Origin of the sequence: Salinactinospora qingdaonensis (assembly GCF_039539445.1) — a bacterium.
In the GTDB taxonomy this organism is placed as follows: domain Bacteria; phylum Actinomycetota; class Actinomycetes; order Streptosporangiales; family Streptosporangiaceae; genus Salinactinospora; species Salinactinospora qingdaonensis.
Genome location: NZ_BAABDD010000024.1, coordinates 24007 through 39421, shown reverse-complemented (window position 1 = coordinate 39421; position 15415 = coordinate 24007). Strand labels below are relative to the sequence as shown.

Annotated in this window: 8 protein-coding genes; 7 read left to right on the top strand and 1 reads right to left on the bottom strand. The window is 68.6% G+C overall.

Annotated features, from left to right (window positions below):
* The first annotated feature begins 2 nt into the window (after positions 1–2).
* The 6 genes from katG (at position 3) to ABD848_RS19420 (ending at position 12564) form a co-directional block, all read left to right on the top strand.
* Positions 3–2240, top strand: coding sequence for a catalase/peroxidase HPI (gene katG, locus ABD848_RS19445; protein ID WP_344974528.1), 2238 nt, complete (start codon positions 3–5; stop codon positions 2238–2240).
* 1113 nt (positions 2241–3353) lie between these two features.
* Complete coding sequence (locus ABD848_RS19440; protein ID WP_344974525.1) at positions 3354–3917, top strand: hypothetical protein; 564 nt, start codon at positions 3354–3356, stop codon at positions 3915–3917.
* Positions 3918–4147: 230 nt separating this feature from the next.
* Complete coding sequence (locus ABD848_RS19435; protein WP_344974522.1) at positions 4148–5674, top strand: TIGR02677 family protein; 1527 nt, start codon at positions 4148–4150, stop codon at positions 5672–5674.
* Positions 5674–7089 carry a DUF2398 family protein gene (locus ABD848_RS19430; RefSeq protein ID WP_344974519.1) on the top strand — a complete coding sequence of 472 codons (1416 nt, stop codon included), beginning with the start codon at positions 5674–5676 and terminating at the stop codon, positions 7087–7089. Before ABD848_RS19435 ends, ABD848_RS19430 begins: the two co-directional genes overlap by 1 nt.
* Positions 7073–11326, top strand: coding sequence for an SbcC/MukB-like Walker B domain-containing protein (locus ABD848_RS19425; protein ID WP_344974516.1), 4254 nt, complete (start codon positions 7073–7075; stop codon positions 11324–11326). The genes ABD848_RS19430 and ABD848_RS19425 overlap by 17 nt, the downstream gene beginning before the upstream one ends.
* Positions 11323–12564 (top strand): TIGR02679 family protein, encoded by a 1242-nt coding sequence (locus tag ABD848_RS19420; RefSeq protein WP_344974513.1) that lies wholly within the window; start codon positions 11323–11325, stop codon positions 12562–12564. Before ABD848_RS19425 ends, ABD848_RS19420 begins: the two co-directional genes overlap by 4 nt.
* A 1012-nt stretch (positions 12565–13576) precedes the next feature.
* On the opposite strand, the gene ABD848_RS19415 is transcribed toward ABD848_RS19420, so the two are convergent.
* A complete protein-coding gene (locus ABD848_RS19415; protein WP_344974508.1) occupies positions 13577–14530 on the bottom strand; it encodes an NAD-dependent epimerase/dehydratase family protein in 954 nt (317 codons plus the stop codon).
* A 118-nt stretch (positions 14531–14648) separates the two neighbouring features.
* Between ABD848_RS19415 and ABD848_RS19410 the strand changes: the two genes are divergently transcribed.
* Positions 14649–15374, top strand: coding sequence for a TetR/AcrR family transcriptional regulator (locus ABD848_RS19410; protein ID WP_344974505.1), 726 nt, complete (start codon positions 14649–14651; stop codon positions 15372–15374).
* The last annotated feature ends 41 nt before the right edge of the window (positions 15375–15415 follow it).

The following is a 15415-nucleotide window of genomic DNA, read 5'->3' as shown; positions in this document are numbered from 1 at the left end:
CCATGTCCGAGAGTTACGACGCAGCCACCGACGCCGGCAAGACGGAAGCGGGCGGCTGTCCAGTCGTGCACAGCGACCAGATTCCGCACCCGACCCAGGGGCACGGTAATAGCCACTGGTGGCCGAACCGTCTCAACCTGAAGCTCCTCGCCAAGAACCCCGCCGTCGCCGACCCGATGGGTGAGGAGTTCAACTACGCCGAGGAGTTCACGACCCTCGATCTCCCCGCCGTGAAACGCGACATCCACGAGGTGCTGACCACCTCGCAGGACTGGTGGCCGGCCGACTTCGGCCACTACGGTCCGCTGATGATCCGGATGGCTTGGCACAGCGCGGGGACCTACCGTGTCAGCGACGGCCGCGGCGGTGCCGGTGCCGGCCAGCAGCGGTTCGCTCCCCTCAACAGTTGGCCGGACAACGTGAGCCTGGACAAGGCCCGCCGCCTGCTGTGGCCGGTCAAGCAGAAGTACGGCCGCAAGCTCTCCTGGGCCGACCTGATGATTCTCGCCGGCAACGTGGCGCTGGAGTCGATGGGCTTCAAAACCTTCGGCTTCGCCGGTGGCCGGGAAGACGTATGGGAGCCCGAGGACGACGTCTACTGGGGCGCTGAGACCGCCTGGCTCGGCAGCGACAAGCGCATCCTCAGTGAAGATCGGGAACTCGAAAAGCCGCTGGGCGCGACCCACATGGGGCTGATCTATGTCAACCCGGAAGGTCCGGAGGGCGAGCCAGACCCCGTTGCCGCCGCCCGCGACATCCGCGAGACCTTCGGCCGGATGGCGATGAACGACGAGGAGACCGTCGCGCTGATCGCCGGCGGCCACACCTTCGGTAAGACCCACGGCGCGGCACCCGACTCCCACCTCGGCCCCGACCCTGAGGCCGCCCCGCTTGAGGCGCAGGGCCTCGGCTGGGAGAACAGCTACGGCACCGGCAAGGGTGGCGACACGATCACCAGTGGCCTGGAGGTCACCTGGACCGGCACGCCGACCCAGTGGAGCAACGGTTTCTTCGAGAACCTGTTCAACTACGAGTGGGAACTGTACAAGGGCCCCGGCGGCGGCTGGCAGTGGCGGCCCAAGGACGGCGCGGGTGAGGGCACCGTCCCCGACGCCCACGACCCGTCGAAAAAGCACGCTCCGACCATGCTGACCACCGACCTGTCGCTGCGCTTCGACCCGATCTACGAGCCGATCGCACGGCGGTTCAAGGACAACCCGGACGAGTTCGCCGACGCCTTCGCGCGCGCCTGGTTCAAGCTGACCCACCGCGACATGGGGCCGATCGACCGCTACCTCGGCCCCGAGGTCCCCTCGGAGGAACTCCTGTGGCAGGACCCGATCCCCAAGCCGAACTACGAGCTCGTCGGCCCCGCGGAGATCGCGGACCTGAAGTCCCAGATCCTCGGCTCCAATCTGACCGTCGCGCAGATGGTTTCCACCGCGTGGGCGGCGGCCTCGTCGTTCCGGGGCAGCGACAAGCGAGGCGGCGCCAACGGGGGCCGCATCCGCCTTGAGCCGCAAAACACCTGGGAGGTCAACGAGCCCCAGAAGCTCGCGCCGGTGCTGCGCACCCTTGAGGGGATTCAGCAGTCCTTCAACGCCGCCCAGACCGGCGGCACACAGATCTCCTTCGCTGACCTGGTGGTTCTCGCCGGCTGCGTGGGTGTCGAGCAGGCTGCCAAGGCCGCCGGCTACGACATCGAGGTGCCCTTCACCCCTGGCCGTGGCGACGCCACCCAGGAGCAGACCGATGTGGAGTCCTTCTCCCACCTGGAGCCGACCGCGGACGGGTTCCGTAACTACCTCGGCAAGGGGCACCGGCTGCCGGCGGAGTATCTCCTCATCGACAGGGCGAACCTGCTCACCCTGAGCGCTCCGGAGATGACGGTCCTGGTCGGCGGTCTGCGGGTCCTGGGCGCGAACTTCCAGGATTCGGAAATGGGCGTTCTCACCAGGAATCCGGGGGCGCTGACGAACGACTTCTTCGTCAACCTGCTCGACCTGGGCAACACCTGGAAACCGACCGACGACACCTCCGAGACCTTCGAGTGCCGCAGCGACGCCACGGGCGAGCTGCTGTGGACCGGCAGCCGCGTCGATCTCGTCTTCGGATCGAACTCCGAGCTGCGCGCGCTCGCTGAGGTCTACGCTGCCGACGACGCGAAGGAGAAGTTCGTGAAGGACTTCGTCGCGGCGTGGGACAAGGTGATGAACCTCGACCGGTTCGACCTCGCCTAACCTTCTCCGCTGGGCCCGGTGGCCCACGCGCAGGAACCGGCCCGACCCGCACGGATCGGGCCGGTTCCTGTTGTTTCACCGAGGGGGCAGGACGCCCCCGGCTGCGCGGAACAGGTTGGATGTAGGAGTCGATGGAGTCTCCAGACTTCTGAGTCCCGTTCCCTTCGGCACTAAGGCCCGTAGTCGGTCAACGACCGTCATTGCCTCTTGAATGTCTCCATGGCCGCAAGGCCTGCCGGGACACGAGCACAACCGGTGGGCAGCTATTTCCCAGCGAGCTCGAAACCAGATCCATCCACTGCTTGACACTCTCAAAATATGCGACATGGGGGGATATGAATAAAGTTCTACCCTTTATAACCAGAGAGCGCGTAATAGAAAAAATGTTCTAGCTACAACGACGCGGAACGCCGACGAGGCGTATTTATGCGTAACGGCGAAATCTTTCCCACCGCCACGAGAACAACTCCCCCACCAATCGGAATTCGATCGATCATTTGTGTGGAATCAGCACAAACAGGGAACACCTTCGGCACGGTATATCGAACATCCTGGGCGTATTTCCGATCCAACCGGGGACCCCGCGTCGGCGTAGGGCCGACCAGGCAGACAGAAGACCCGCTCCCCTCGATCTGAGAATGTCTTATCCAGCAACACGACAATCCAGACCGACGATCCTTTGACAGTTTTAACGAGGCATAAATAGAGTTTGCCGTGATTTTTAGTGCGCAATAAAATGCATTCCCGTTGTTCAAGGCGCAAGCACGGCCAAGCACGCCGAGACAGGCGTACCATTCGATACACCAATGGCCGTATTTTCGACGCCTTAGGGAGAGACGTTTCATGAACTCCCGCAAGAGCATACGGACCAACGAAACCGAAAGCGGCCTTGCACGGCGTAGGTTCTTTCAATTGGGGGCGGCCGGGCTCGCCGCAATCGGAGGCTCGACCGTGGCGGCGCCCGCGGAAGCGCGCTCGGCCGACGGTCTTAGCGCGGCCTCGCCTGCTGCGCACATCAGTCAGGCGCCGGGCTGAGGACGATGCCCGACACGGACGGCTGAATACCGACGCTGGAAGGAGAAACTGGATACCACTCGCCCGCTCGAGGGGGAGATGGAAGCGTGGCTGAACTGCGACAAGACGATAATTATCGATAAGGCGCTGCGGCGCTACCGATTGGCGTGGCACGACATCCTCGCCCATGCCGTCTTGCAGACACCCGCCCGCCCCTGCAAACGGGCGCGGCTGATGCGTGGCCCCTGGCGCTATTCACGCTACGACATCCGAGTCTTCCTGATCACTACCGAAGGAGTGCGCGAGGTCAGTATCGAACTCGACTTCGAGAACGCCACATTCAAAAGCCAGGAACGTAACAACTTCCGTTTCGAGGCGGTCTCCTCGGTCCATCTGTCTGAGACGGATGAATTCAGTTACACCTTGAATCTCACCCTGATGAACGGGCCGGTCAAGGAAATCGCCGTGACCAAACCAGAACCACAAGATCACAATTCAGACGAAACTCCCTCTGAACTCTCCGAGATCAACCTCGACGCAGCGGGATTCGCACACACCCGCCACATCCTGGAAGGCATCGCCGCCGAAGGAAAGACCTGGATCGACCGATACCGGACAGCGGGCGCCTCCGATGAGCGATCCCCCACAGCCGCCCGCGGATAGGAAGCGATGCACGGACGAAGGCTGCGAGCGCATCCCCTCCCTCACCCATGGCCACGCTCAGCGAAACCGACGCGGATGGTGGCCGAAACGAGCTCGCACCAGCCACCTCCAAGATCGGCGAATCGGGATGCGGACGCCCCAACGGTCACATAGCTTCGAGTGCGGTAAGCACCGCAGCGGGCTGGGACACTGGGCTTTTTGGACGGGCAACATCGGACGGGGAACGCGCTATGGCAGATCACCGGGCCTTGGAGCTGGACCCGCTGGCGGTCAGCGACCGCTTTCTGCTGTTCAACTTCACCCGGCGCGACGACCACATGGTCTACCTGTGGGTGCTGCGCGCGGTGGACCGGCTGCGGGAGGTGCACCAAGTCCAGGTCGACGCCGAGCAGGTCGCCGGCGCGTTGGAAGAGTTGGCGGGCGAGTACGACGACGTTCCCGAACTCGACAGCGGTCTGCGTGACCGGTTGGACGCGCTACACGACGACGGGGTGCTGCTGCGTTTCGACGACCCTTCCCGGGCCGGCAGCCTGGCGCGCTACCGCAACCGGCAGTCCGTCTACCAGTTCAGCGAACTCGGCTACTGGGCCTACACCTCCGTCGAGGGGGTACTCGCCGCCCGGGTGCAAGACGCCAACCTCTCCCGGTTGGTCTTCTCCGACATCCTTGAAGATCTGCGCGGGTTGGCTGAGGCCAACCGCGCCGGGGAGGTCGAGCAGATCTACCGTCGGCTCTCCCGACTGGACTCGGTGCTGGAGGACATGGGCCGCCGCTCGGCGCGGTTCCACGTGACCCTCGGCGAGATCATGCAGACCACCGACACCTCCCCGGAGGTGTTCCTGCGGCACAAGAACGCGCTACTGGCTCACATGACCGAGTTCACCGCCGAACTCGACCGCTATCTGCCGCGTCTCACCCAGGCCGTGCAGGAGGTGGAGGCCACCGGCCTGGCCACGCTGCTCGACCGTGCCGCCCAGGCCGACGACCGGCCGTTCATCGCCCATGATGGCCGGCTGGAGGAGTGGCGCCGGCGCTGGGCGGTGCTGCGCGCCTGGTTCGCCCCTGACGGCCAGAGCGCGTCTCGCGCCGACGAACTGCGTTCGGCCACCCGCGTGGCGGTCTCGGCGGTGATCGCGCTGCTGCGGCAGATCACCGAGAGCCAACGCGGCGGTGTCAACCACGCCAGCCAACTGCGGCACCTGGCGCACTGGGTGTGGAACACCCCCGACGAGGACGCGGCGCACGCCCTGATGGGGGCGGCGTTCAACCTGCGTTCAGCGCGCCACCTCGGGGCCGCCCACGACGACGCCGAGGACATCTCCCCCTACGCAAGCTGGTGGGACGCGCCTGGGGTCGAGGTGGCCATCTCGCTGTTTCGCAGCGGCAAACCGCCCACGACCGGCGTGCCCGCACCGCTGCGCACCAACCGCGGCGCCCAGCGCGAGCTGCGCCAGCAGCAGGTCGCCGCGCGCGCGGCCGAACGTCGGGCCGCCGACGAGCTCGCCGCCGACGGCGTACACGGACGGGTTCTCGACGAGACACAGACGCGGGTGCTGCTGAAGCTGATGACCAAGGCGCTGGAGGGCCGCACCGTGGTCGCCGGGCGGCTGACCGGCGGGTCCGGGGCCACCGACGCGCTTTTGATCCGGCTGGTCCCCGCCGATGTCGGCAGCACGGTACGCACCACCCAGGGCACGCTGCACCTGCCGGGGCTGCGCGTGGAACTGCGCCCCCGCGCCGGCCGGAAGGACTCCTGATGGCGCGCACGCAGCCCGCGCGCGGCATCGCGCCCGGCGACCTCGGCGACTACCAGCACGCGGTGCGTCACGTGCTCACCTGTGACCTGATTACGGCGCAACGGCCGCGCCGCGGCGTGTTGGACCAGGTGTTGCGCTGGGCCGACGAGATCAGCACCGACCTGCGCGAACTGCTGGACTACTCGCTGATCGCCACCACCCACCACGTGCGCCTGGTTCGTCGGCTCGACCATCTGGACGGGACCCAGCGCTTCGCCTTCGCCTCCAAGAGGCGACAGTTCGATCGGCGGCGACTGGCCTACCTGTGTCTGGTGCTGGGCTCGTTCCAACGTTCCCGCGTGGAGATCAGCCTGGCCGACCTCATCGGCGTGTTCGCGCCCGCCGCCAACACCATCGAAGGGTTGGGCTTCGACCCCAGCGTCACCGCGCACAAGGCCGCGGTGGTGGACGTGTTGAACTGGCTGGTGGATCGTGGCGCGCTGCGGCTGTCCGACGGCTCGCTGGAGTCGTGGCTGCGCGACAGCGACCGCGGCGACGCACTGTTCGACATCGAGCACGACACCTGCGCGGTGCTGTTCAAACCCTTACGACAGCCACAGCACCTCACCGGCGCCGCGGGCCTGCTGCACGAGCCACCAGCCTCCGATGGGCCTTCCCGGCGCGCCGACGCCGCTCGCCGGGCGCGGCGGCTGCTCGTGGAGCAGCCGGTGGTGTACTACGCCGCGGTGGAACCCGACGTCGCCGAGGCGCTGCGCGGCCCGGAGCTCGCCGAAGACATGGCGCGGCTGACCGGCCTGGTGGTAGAGCGGCGCGCCGAAGGTGTGCTGCTCGCCGACCCGGCGGGGGCCTGCACCGACCGGCGGTTTCCCGGCCCGGGGATCGTGAGCCGCACGGCGGGTCTGCTGCTGGCCAAAATCGCCGACCTGCTGGAAGAGCACGGCCAGACCACGCCACGGATGCCGTTGCCCACCCTCGCCGAGGACCGTCTCGAACTTCTGGGCCGGGCCGACGCGGGCGTGCCGCAGGAGGGTGTTGTCACCGAGCTTGCCTGGGCCGCCGCCGAGCCGACGGTGGGCACCGACGAGCCGCGGGAGCGGGAGCGGGCCGACGCGCCGTTCGTCGCCGACAGCCGGCTGCGCACTCTCATCGAGGAGCTTTACGAGGAGTTCGGCGCGACGTCGTTCACCACCGCATGGAGCAACGACCCGCACGGGCTGCTCGCCGAGGCGCTGCGGTTCCTGGCCGAGCTGATGCTGCTCCGACGGGTTCCCGGTGGCGTGCTGGTCCTCCCGGCTGCCCTGCGCTACCGCAACATCACCGCGGCGCTGCCCGCCCAGTCGTCGCTTTCGCAACTGTCCCTGGATCTGACCGACCCGTCCACAGCCGTCGAGGAGAACGATGACGCCGCCTCGTGACCGATTCCGCCCTAGTCGCGCCGGCATCGTCAACATCTGGGACTACGCCGACGAGGAGTTCGTCTTCGCCGACGGCCGGCTGGTGCTGCGCGGCCACAACGGATCGGGCAAGACCAAGGCGCTGGAGGTGCTGTTCCCGTTCGTGCTCGACGGTGTCATGGACGCGCGGCGGCTCGACCCGTTCAGCGGCGAGAACCGCACCATGAAATCCAATCTGCTCTACCGCGGGCAGGACGCCGAGTACGGCTACGTGTGGCTGGAATTCGCCCGTCCCACCGGCGAGACCGTCACCCTCATCATCGGGATGCGGGCGCATAAGAACCGCGACGGGGTACGGCCGTCGTTCTTTGTCACCGACAAGCGGGTGGGAGTGGACTTCGGGCTGCTCACCTCCGACTCGCGTCCCTTCACTGAGAAGCAGCTCAAGGGTGTCCTCGGTTCGGAAGCCTCCTGTCAGGACGCGACGGCCTACCGCGCGGCGGTGGATGCCCGCCTGTTCGGGCTGGGACGCCGCCGCTACGCCCAGTTGTTGGACCTGCTGCTGGCGCTGCGCCGCCCACTGCTGGCCAAGGATCTGGACCCGGTGAAGGTGTCCGAGACTCTCAGCGCCGGCCTCAGCCCTGTGGAGGAGGACTTGGTCGGCCAGGCCGCGCGCGACTTCGAGAACCTGGCGGCGGTGCAGCAGCGCTTCGACGACGCCACCGTCGCCGACACCGCCGTCCGCGCGTTCCTCGACGACTACACCCGCTACCTGCGTGTACGCACCAAGGCCAAGCTGAAGCGGATCGAGGCGGCGCGCGAGACGGCGGCGCGGCACCTCGCGGAGCTGGCCGAAGCCATAACCGATCGACAGCGCGCCGAGACCGCCTCCCAGGAGGCGTGCGAACGTCGGGACCGGTTGGCCAACGAGCTGGCCGGGCTACGCAGCCGCCTGGGTGGTCTCAAACAAGACAAGGCATACCTCGCCCACAGCGATATCGAGCGGCAGCGTACCCAGCTCGCACAAACCGACGAGGAGGTCGCCCAGGAACGCCGGCGGCTCCAGCAATCCCAGCAGCACGTCGCAACCCTGGAACGCGAGGCCCAGCAGCAGGCCGAGAAACTGCAACACCTCCGCGAGAAAGTCACACAGCACGCCACCGTCCTGACCGAGGCCGCACAACGCTCCGGGATCGTCCACGACGGCGACGGCCCAGCCGACACCGGCGAGGATCTGCCCACCACCGCACAGGCCCGCAGTGCGGCGCGCCAGGTCGACGTCGAGCACATCCGCAGCCACCTGGCGAAGGTGGCCGACGCCGAGAAGGACCGGGCGAAGGCTGAAGACAACCGCAACCGCGCCGAGCAGGCCGTCGCCGACCGGGAACAGGACTGCCACGACGCCGACGCGGCGCTGGAGACAGCTCGGCAGGAGGCCCGCGCCCGGCTGGAACGGTGGCGTGGGCACTGGGCCGAGGGCTCCCAGGCGGTGTGCGACTCCGCGGACGCGGCAGCGTTGGCCGAGGCGCTGGAACGGCTCGGTGAGACCGGCGTGCCCACCCTGGTCGAGACGTTCACCGAACGCACCGAACAACGCCACACTCGGGCCGTGCAGGCCACCGAGCGCCACCGTGCCCACGTCGCGGAGGTGGACCGGGAGCTGGAACGGCTGGAGCGGGAGCGCGGTGAGATCGCCGCGCAACGCGACGAGGCCCCGCCCGCCGATGTTCGCCGCCCCGCCGAGCGGGACAACCGCCCGGGTGCCCCGCTGTGGCGGCTGGTTCGGTTCGCTGAGGGCACCGATGCGGGCGAGGCGGCCGGTATCGAGGGCGCGCTGTACGGGGCCGGGCTGCTCACCGCCTGGCTCCACCCCGACCCCGCCCTCACCCGCGACGCCCTCGCCGCCGCCGAGGCCGACGGCTACGTGCTGGCCGCGCCGGAGGAGGACCGTCCCGGTGGGCGCACCCTCGCCGACGTGCTCATAGCTGAGGAGCAGGACGCGGTGCCCGCCGCGACGATCACCGCGGTGCTGCGATCGGTCGCGGTGCACGAGACGCCGGTCGAGAGTGCGCCGGCTCCCATGGTGTCCACGGCGGCCCAGTTCAGCTACGGCGTCCACGTGGGTTCCTCGCCCAAGTCCGAGCCGGAGTACATCGGTGCCACCAACCGGGAAAACCGGCGCAAAGCGCGCTTGGCCGAATACGACCGAGCGATCGAGGACGCTCGGCGGCGGCGTGATCACGCAGCCGAAGAGCTCGCCGCCGCCGAGGAGCACGGCGCGGCCTTCGCCCGCGCCCGCGCCGATCTGCCGCCTACCAGCCCGGTGCTCAAAGCCGGCGAGCAGGCCAGCCGGGAGGCGGCCCTGCTGGCACAGGCGCGCACGCACCTCGCCGAGCAGCAGCAGGCTTACGACACCGCCACCGCAGCCGTCGACACCGAACGCCGACGGCTGCGGCAAGCGGGGGCCGAACGCAGTATGCCGACGACACCCGACGACGTCGCCGCGGTGGAGCAGGCCGTCACCGAGTTCGCCACGGCGGCCCAGTACCTGTACGACGCACGCACGCAGGTGGCCACCACCGAACAGGACCTCACCGACCGCCAGAACACGATCGCCCAACAACAGGAGCAACTACGCGAGCGCGCTGAGGCGCTACAGGTCAAGCAGGAGCGCAGCGAGGCCGAACGTGCCGAGCTCAAGGCCCAAGAGGAGGCCATGGCCGCTCCAGTGCAGGAGGTGCTCGCCGAAGTCGCCGAGACCGAGCGGCGCATCCGCGTGCTCCACGATGAGCACGCGGAGCAGGAGCGAGCCGCGACAGAGGCCGACCAGGCCACGGTGCGCGCGCAGACGGTTATCGACACGACGAGCGGGCCGCTGGCCGAGGCGTTCGGCCGGCTCTTCGAGCACGCCGCCGAGTTCGGCCCCTACGCGCACAGCGACCTGCGGCCCCTCGTGGCTGTGGGCACCACCGACCCGTGGCCCGAGGCGATCACGTGGCCGGAGCCGGAACAGGCGGCACGTTGCGCGGTCGACGCGCTGGCTTCCTCGTCGAAGGCGTCCGAGCCGGCCGCGCTGGTGCGCGCGGCGCTGCCGGCCGGGATCGCCGAGCTGCTCGACAGCTACGACGTCGCCCTGGCCGAGGTGGCAAGCGCCGGCGACACCGCGGTGAAGGACGTCGACACCCGACTGTCGACGGCCCTGCGCGAGTTCCACGATGCCCTGGCGTCGTGCAGTGAGGACTACCGGGTGGACCACGAGCCCGCCGGTGTCGTCCTGGTGCACGTCAACGACGAGACGGGACGCGCCCCCGTGGCCGCCTTCGCGCGCCGTATCGCCGATCTTGTCGCCGAGCAGGGAGCGCTGCTGGAGAAACGTGAGCGCACTGTGCTGGAGGACGGACTGCTCACCGAGCTCGCCCAGCAGGTGCACGATCGGGTGCGCACCGCCCGGGACCTGGTGCACGGGATGGACCGCGATACCCGCTCGCGACCGATGTCGTCGGGCACCAAGGTGGGTATCCGCTGGGGCCGCACGGACCGGCTGGACGAGCGGCAGGCGCGGGTGGCCACCATCTTGGAACGCGACTCCCAGGCGCTGGGCACGGAAGGGCTGGCCGAGCTGCGCGGGCTGCTACGGGAGATGATCCGCAACTACCGAGCCGACCATCCGCGCGCCACCTACCGCCAAGCGGTCGCGCACGTGGTCGACTACCGCACCTGGTACACCTTCGAACTGGTGCTCGCTGTGCCGGGCGAGAAGGACGTGAAGCTGACCCGCGCCCGGCACACCATGATGTCCGGTGGGGAGAAGTCGGCCGCGATCCACCTACCGTTGTTCGCCGCGGCCAACGCTTTGTACTCCTCGGCCCAGCCGACCTGCCCCCGCCTGATCGCCCTCGACGAGGCGTTCGCCGGCATCGACGACCGGTACAAGCCGGACCTGCTGGGGCTGACCGTGCAATTCGACCTGGACATGTTCATGACCGGCCACGACCTTTGGGTCCACTACGACTCCGTGCCCATGGCCGCCCACTACGACATGCATCACGACAAGACCGCTCACGCCGTGTCCGCCATGCTGATGCTGTGGGACGGCGAGCAGACCATCGACGCCGACGCGGGGTTCGCCGGCAACGAGGAGCTCGCCGCGAACCTGCTCGGCATCGCCCCCACCCGGCATGCGCCCGCGGCCACCGAGGGGACACTACTCGACTCGCGTGCCCAGGACGGCGGGGAGTCGGAGGAGGGCGCCGCGTGACTTCGGACGCGGTGGCGCGGTTCCGCCGCGCGCCGTATAAGCGGCTGCTCAACGCGGCGCGACGGTCGTTGGAACGCACCGGCGGAGACCTGACCGGTTCAGTCGGCGTCACCAAACCCGACGAGGAGGAACGCAACGCGATCATCGGCATCACTGGCCGCTACCGCGCCCCGGACGTCAAACGCGCCACCGTCGCGTTGCAGGAGCTAGATACCGCGGTGCGCGGCTCCTGCGGCCTGTCCCTCATCGCACTGCTGGAGGAGATCGGCCCTCCGCTGGCCAACCGGCCCGAGCGGGCCGCCCGCGAGGCCAAGGCACGCAGGCAGAGCCTCGAAGCGGCCTACACGAGTCCGTTGCACGAGTCAGCCGGGTGGTACCGCGACTGGCTGGCCGGACTCGACCGGGACGGCACCGTCACCCGACTGCTCCGCCGCGGCGACGGCGCGCTCATCGCCCGAGCGGTGGCGGTGCTGGAGTTTTTGCAGTCCCGCCCCGCCGACCGGGCGCCGATCATGCTGCCCGCTTTGGCCGCCGAGGTCACCCACGACACCAAGGCGCTCAACGACGACACCCCGCTGGCCGGGCTCGTGGTGCGTGCGCTCGCGCTGCACGCCGGAGTGCCTCGGCCCGGCAACGCCCAGGAGCTACGCGAGCTGTGGGACCGCTTCGATGTGGTCGTCGACGATCTCGCCAGCAGAGTGCTGGTGCTCAATCTGGCCGCGGACGGGGCAGGGCTCGGCGAGTGGCTTACCAGCGCCGCTCGCACCGCAACCCCGTTCTATGTGACCCTGCACCAGCTACTCACCCTTCCCATCACCCTCGGCCACCCGATGGTGCGCGTGTGCGAGAACCCGGCGATCCTGCGCCGCGCCGCCGAGGAACTCAGCGCCGCCTGCCCGCCGCTGGTGTGCACCGAAGGGCGCCCCTCCACGGCGTTTCGTCGACTCGCCCACGCGGTCACCGCGGGTGGTGGGCGGCTGCGCTACCACGGCGACTTCGACTGGCCGGGGATCGCCATCGCCACCGACCTCATCGACCGGCACGGCGCCGAGCCCTGGCGCATGTCCGCCGCCGACTATCTAGCCGGGCTGGGTGCGGGTGAGCAGCAGGTGGCGTTGACCGGTACCGCACTGCCGACCCCATGGGATCGCGGTCTGTCCGCGGCTATGCAGCAGCATGGCAGGGCCGTGTACGAGGAGGCGGTCGGTGGCTCGCTCATCGACGACCTCGGCGGATAGGGCCGTGGTGGGCCGTAGCGACGGTGTTCTGGCATCGCGGAGGCAGACCGTGTTCTGACAGCGGCTTCCACCACGACGCGCTCCAAGCGGTTCTGCTCTCCGATCGCGTAACCAACCGCCCCCAGCGCTCCTTGCCGCGGCGGGGAGCCGCGATCTCGTGGGCCGGGAAGCGCAGAACCATCGTCGTTTCCCAGGGGGATGTTTCTATGGGGGGTGTCACGTCGGGGGTGGGGTGTAGGTGGGGGTTGGTGTGTGTCCGGGGCGGGAGTGTTCTCCGTCCGCTCGTGCCTCGACCGCTTCGCGCTCTCGGCAGCCTTAGGGGGCGCTGTGTCTTTGACACAGCGCTGTTGTGCCGGGTGCTGCTGGTGTGGGGGACATGCCGGTGGGGCGGTGTCTCGGTGGGGTGGTGGCTGAGAACACGCCGGAAGCCGCCGAGCCGCCCCGCCCCCGTCACGGTGGTGGTCCCGTTCCCGTCCGCCCTGTTGCGGTGGTGGTCCCGTTCCCGTCTGCCCTGTTGCGATGGTGGCTCCACGTGGGCCCCAAGCCCCGTCGTGGTACCCGTTCCACCTCAAACACAGCCCGCCCCCGGCTGCTGAGATCGCGCAACGATCGAGACACGAGCGACGAAAAACCCCACACACCCTCCCCAAACCAAAACCACACCCCACCCCCACAGGTACGGGACATAACTCACCCCATACCAACCCCCCATAACACCCCTGCCACCTCAAACACACCCCACCCCCGGCTGCCGAGATCGCGCAACGATCGAGACACGAGCGACGAAAAACCCCGCATGCTCTCCGCCGACCGAAGCCACACCCCACCGCACCCCCGGGGGTCTGCGGGGAAGCGGTAGGTGGGCCGCGGGTTATCCGGACGGGCGCGGAAGGCCCGTGCACTGGTGACGGCTCCGCAGGTCCCGCCCCCAGATGAGAGCCGGGGACCTGCGGGACATCCCGGGGGCGCTCCCATCCGTCGTGGATTGTGCTCCCTGCTTTGTTCGTAGACTTCAGGCCGCCCGCGCCGAGGCTGTGGAGCGGGCGTTGAGGGCGCGGGCGGTCTCGCGCACGACCTCCTCCCACGGGGTGGCCTCGATCCCGAAGGTGCGCGTGGTCGCAGCGGCGTCAAGGATGTAGGGGCGGTCCCACTGGTACAGCAGGTCCCCGATCTCGCGCAGCAGCGGCGAGAACGGCGACGCCAGGCGCAGCAGCGGTCGCGGAATCCGCACCATGCTCGGGCGGCGTGCCCCGCACTGCCGCGCCAGGTCGGTGACAGCGGCGCGCACGGTGCGTGCCGGCGGTGAGGGGACGTGCCATGCCTGTCCCCATGCCCGCTCGTCCGTGGCCACGGCCGCGAGCGTGCGGGCGACATCGGGAATGTAGGTAACGGTATGGGGCAGGTCCGGATCTCCAAAAGTGAAGACCGTGCGCCCCCGGCGCGCCTGGTCGGCGTAGAAGACAAGATAGCTGTTCAGCGGCTTCACCATGCCGATGTAGTCCGAGGCGCGCACCTCCGTCACCCGGATCGCGCCCGCTTCATGGCGTTCTAAAGCCTCCTGCCACATCCATGCCCGCAGCCGGCCCTTGGGGTCGGTGGCGGCCAACGGGAGGTCACGGTGGATCGGCCCGTCGACCGGACCGTAGCCGTAGAGGCAGGCGGTGATGACCAGCACCGCTCCGGTCTCTTCGGCGGCCTGGAGCATGGCTGCCGCCAACGGCGGCCAGTGCTCCTGCCACTGTGGGTACGACGGTGGGTTCGCGCAGTTATAGAGGGCGACGGCGCCACGGGTGTGCCGAGTGAGCGCCGCCGCGTCGGAGGCATCGGCGCGCACCCGGGCCACCCCCGGGTGCTCGGGGCCACCACCAGAGCGGGTGACGAGCCGGACTTCCTCCCCCGAATCGGCGAGCTGACATGCGAGCGCGGTGCCGACCGGACCGGCACCGACGATGACGTGAAGAGCCATGACAAACCTTCCCGAGAACACTGATCTCTTATAGAAACACTGTTTCACTGTCGATCGATGACGTCAAGAGCAGTGTTCACGTTTCACATCAGTGTTCAGTTCGTGGCACACTCGCCGTATGCCTGGTATCCGAGATCGCGTCCGCGCCGAGTTCGTCGCCGAGATCACCGAGGTCGCCCGCCGACACCTCGCCGAACGCGGCGCGGCCGGTCTGTCCGTGCGCGCCATCACGCGGGAACTGGGTATGGCCCCCTCGGCGGTCTACCGGTATTTCCCGAACAGGGACGCCCTGCTCACGGCCCTCATCATCGCGGCCTACGAAGGTGTGGGGGACGCGGCCGGCGAGGCGGAGTCGGCCATCGACCGCGACGATCTCGCCGGACGATGGACCGCCGTCTTCCGAGCGGTACGAGCGTGGGCGCTGGAGCACCCCCACGAATACGCCCTTATCTACGGCTCCCCGGTGCCCGGCTACGCCGCACCGCGCGACACCACCGAGCCGGCCACCCGAGTCGTTGTGCTGCTCGCGCGGATCGCCTTCGACGCCCAGCAGGGGCCGGGACTGACACCCGCGAACCTCCCGCCCACACCGGAAGAGCTGCGAGCCGACGTCGAGACGCGGATCGCGGACATGCTCGCCGAGGCGCCCCCCGACCGAGCTGAGATCCTCACCGGCATCCCGCCGGAAACGGCGATCGGCGTCATCGAGGCGTGGACGACACTGTTCGGCACCGTCAGCTTCGAACTCTTCGGCCACTACAACAAGGTCATCGACGCCCGCGAGGCGCACCTCGACCACCTAGCCCGATCGACGGCCCACGGCGTCGGCATCCCCGGAACCTGATCGTTGTCCGGGGCCTACACGCGGCCTCCCCGGCTCGCCGG

Excerpts from the sequence above, each read along its gene's own strand:
- ABD848_RS19435 (WP_344974522.1), top strand. The coding sequence starts at position 4,148 with ATGGCAGATCACCGGGCCTTGGAGCTGGACCCGCTGGCGGTCAGCGAC.
- ABD848_RS19415 (WP_344974508.1), bottom strand. The coding sequence starts at position 14,530 with ATGGCTCTTCACGTCATCGTCGGTGCCGGTCCGGTCGGCACCGCGCTC.
- ABD848_RS19410 (WP_344974505.1), top strand. The coding sequence starts at position 14,649 with ATGCCTGGTATCCGAGATCGCGTCCGCGCCGAGTTCGTCGCCGAGATC.
- ABD848_RS19425 (WP_344974516.1), top strand. The coding sequence starts at position 7,073 with ATGACGCCGCCTCGTGACCGATTCCGCCCTAGTCGCGCCGGCATCGTC.
- ABD848_RS19430 (WP_344974519.1), top strand. The coding sequence starts at position 5,674 with ATGGCGCGCACGCAGCCCGCGCGCGGCATCGCGCCCGGCGACCTCGGC.
- ABD848_RS19440 (WP_344974525.1), top strand. The coding sequence starts at position 3,354 with ATGGAAGCGTGGCTGAACTGCGACAAGACGATAATTATCGATAAGGCG.
- katG (WP_344974528.1), top strand. The coding sequence starts at position 3 with ATGTCCGAGAGTTACGACGCAGCCACCGACGCCGGCAAGACGGAAGCG.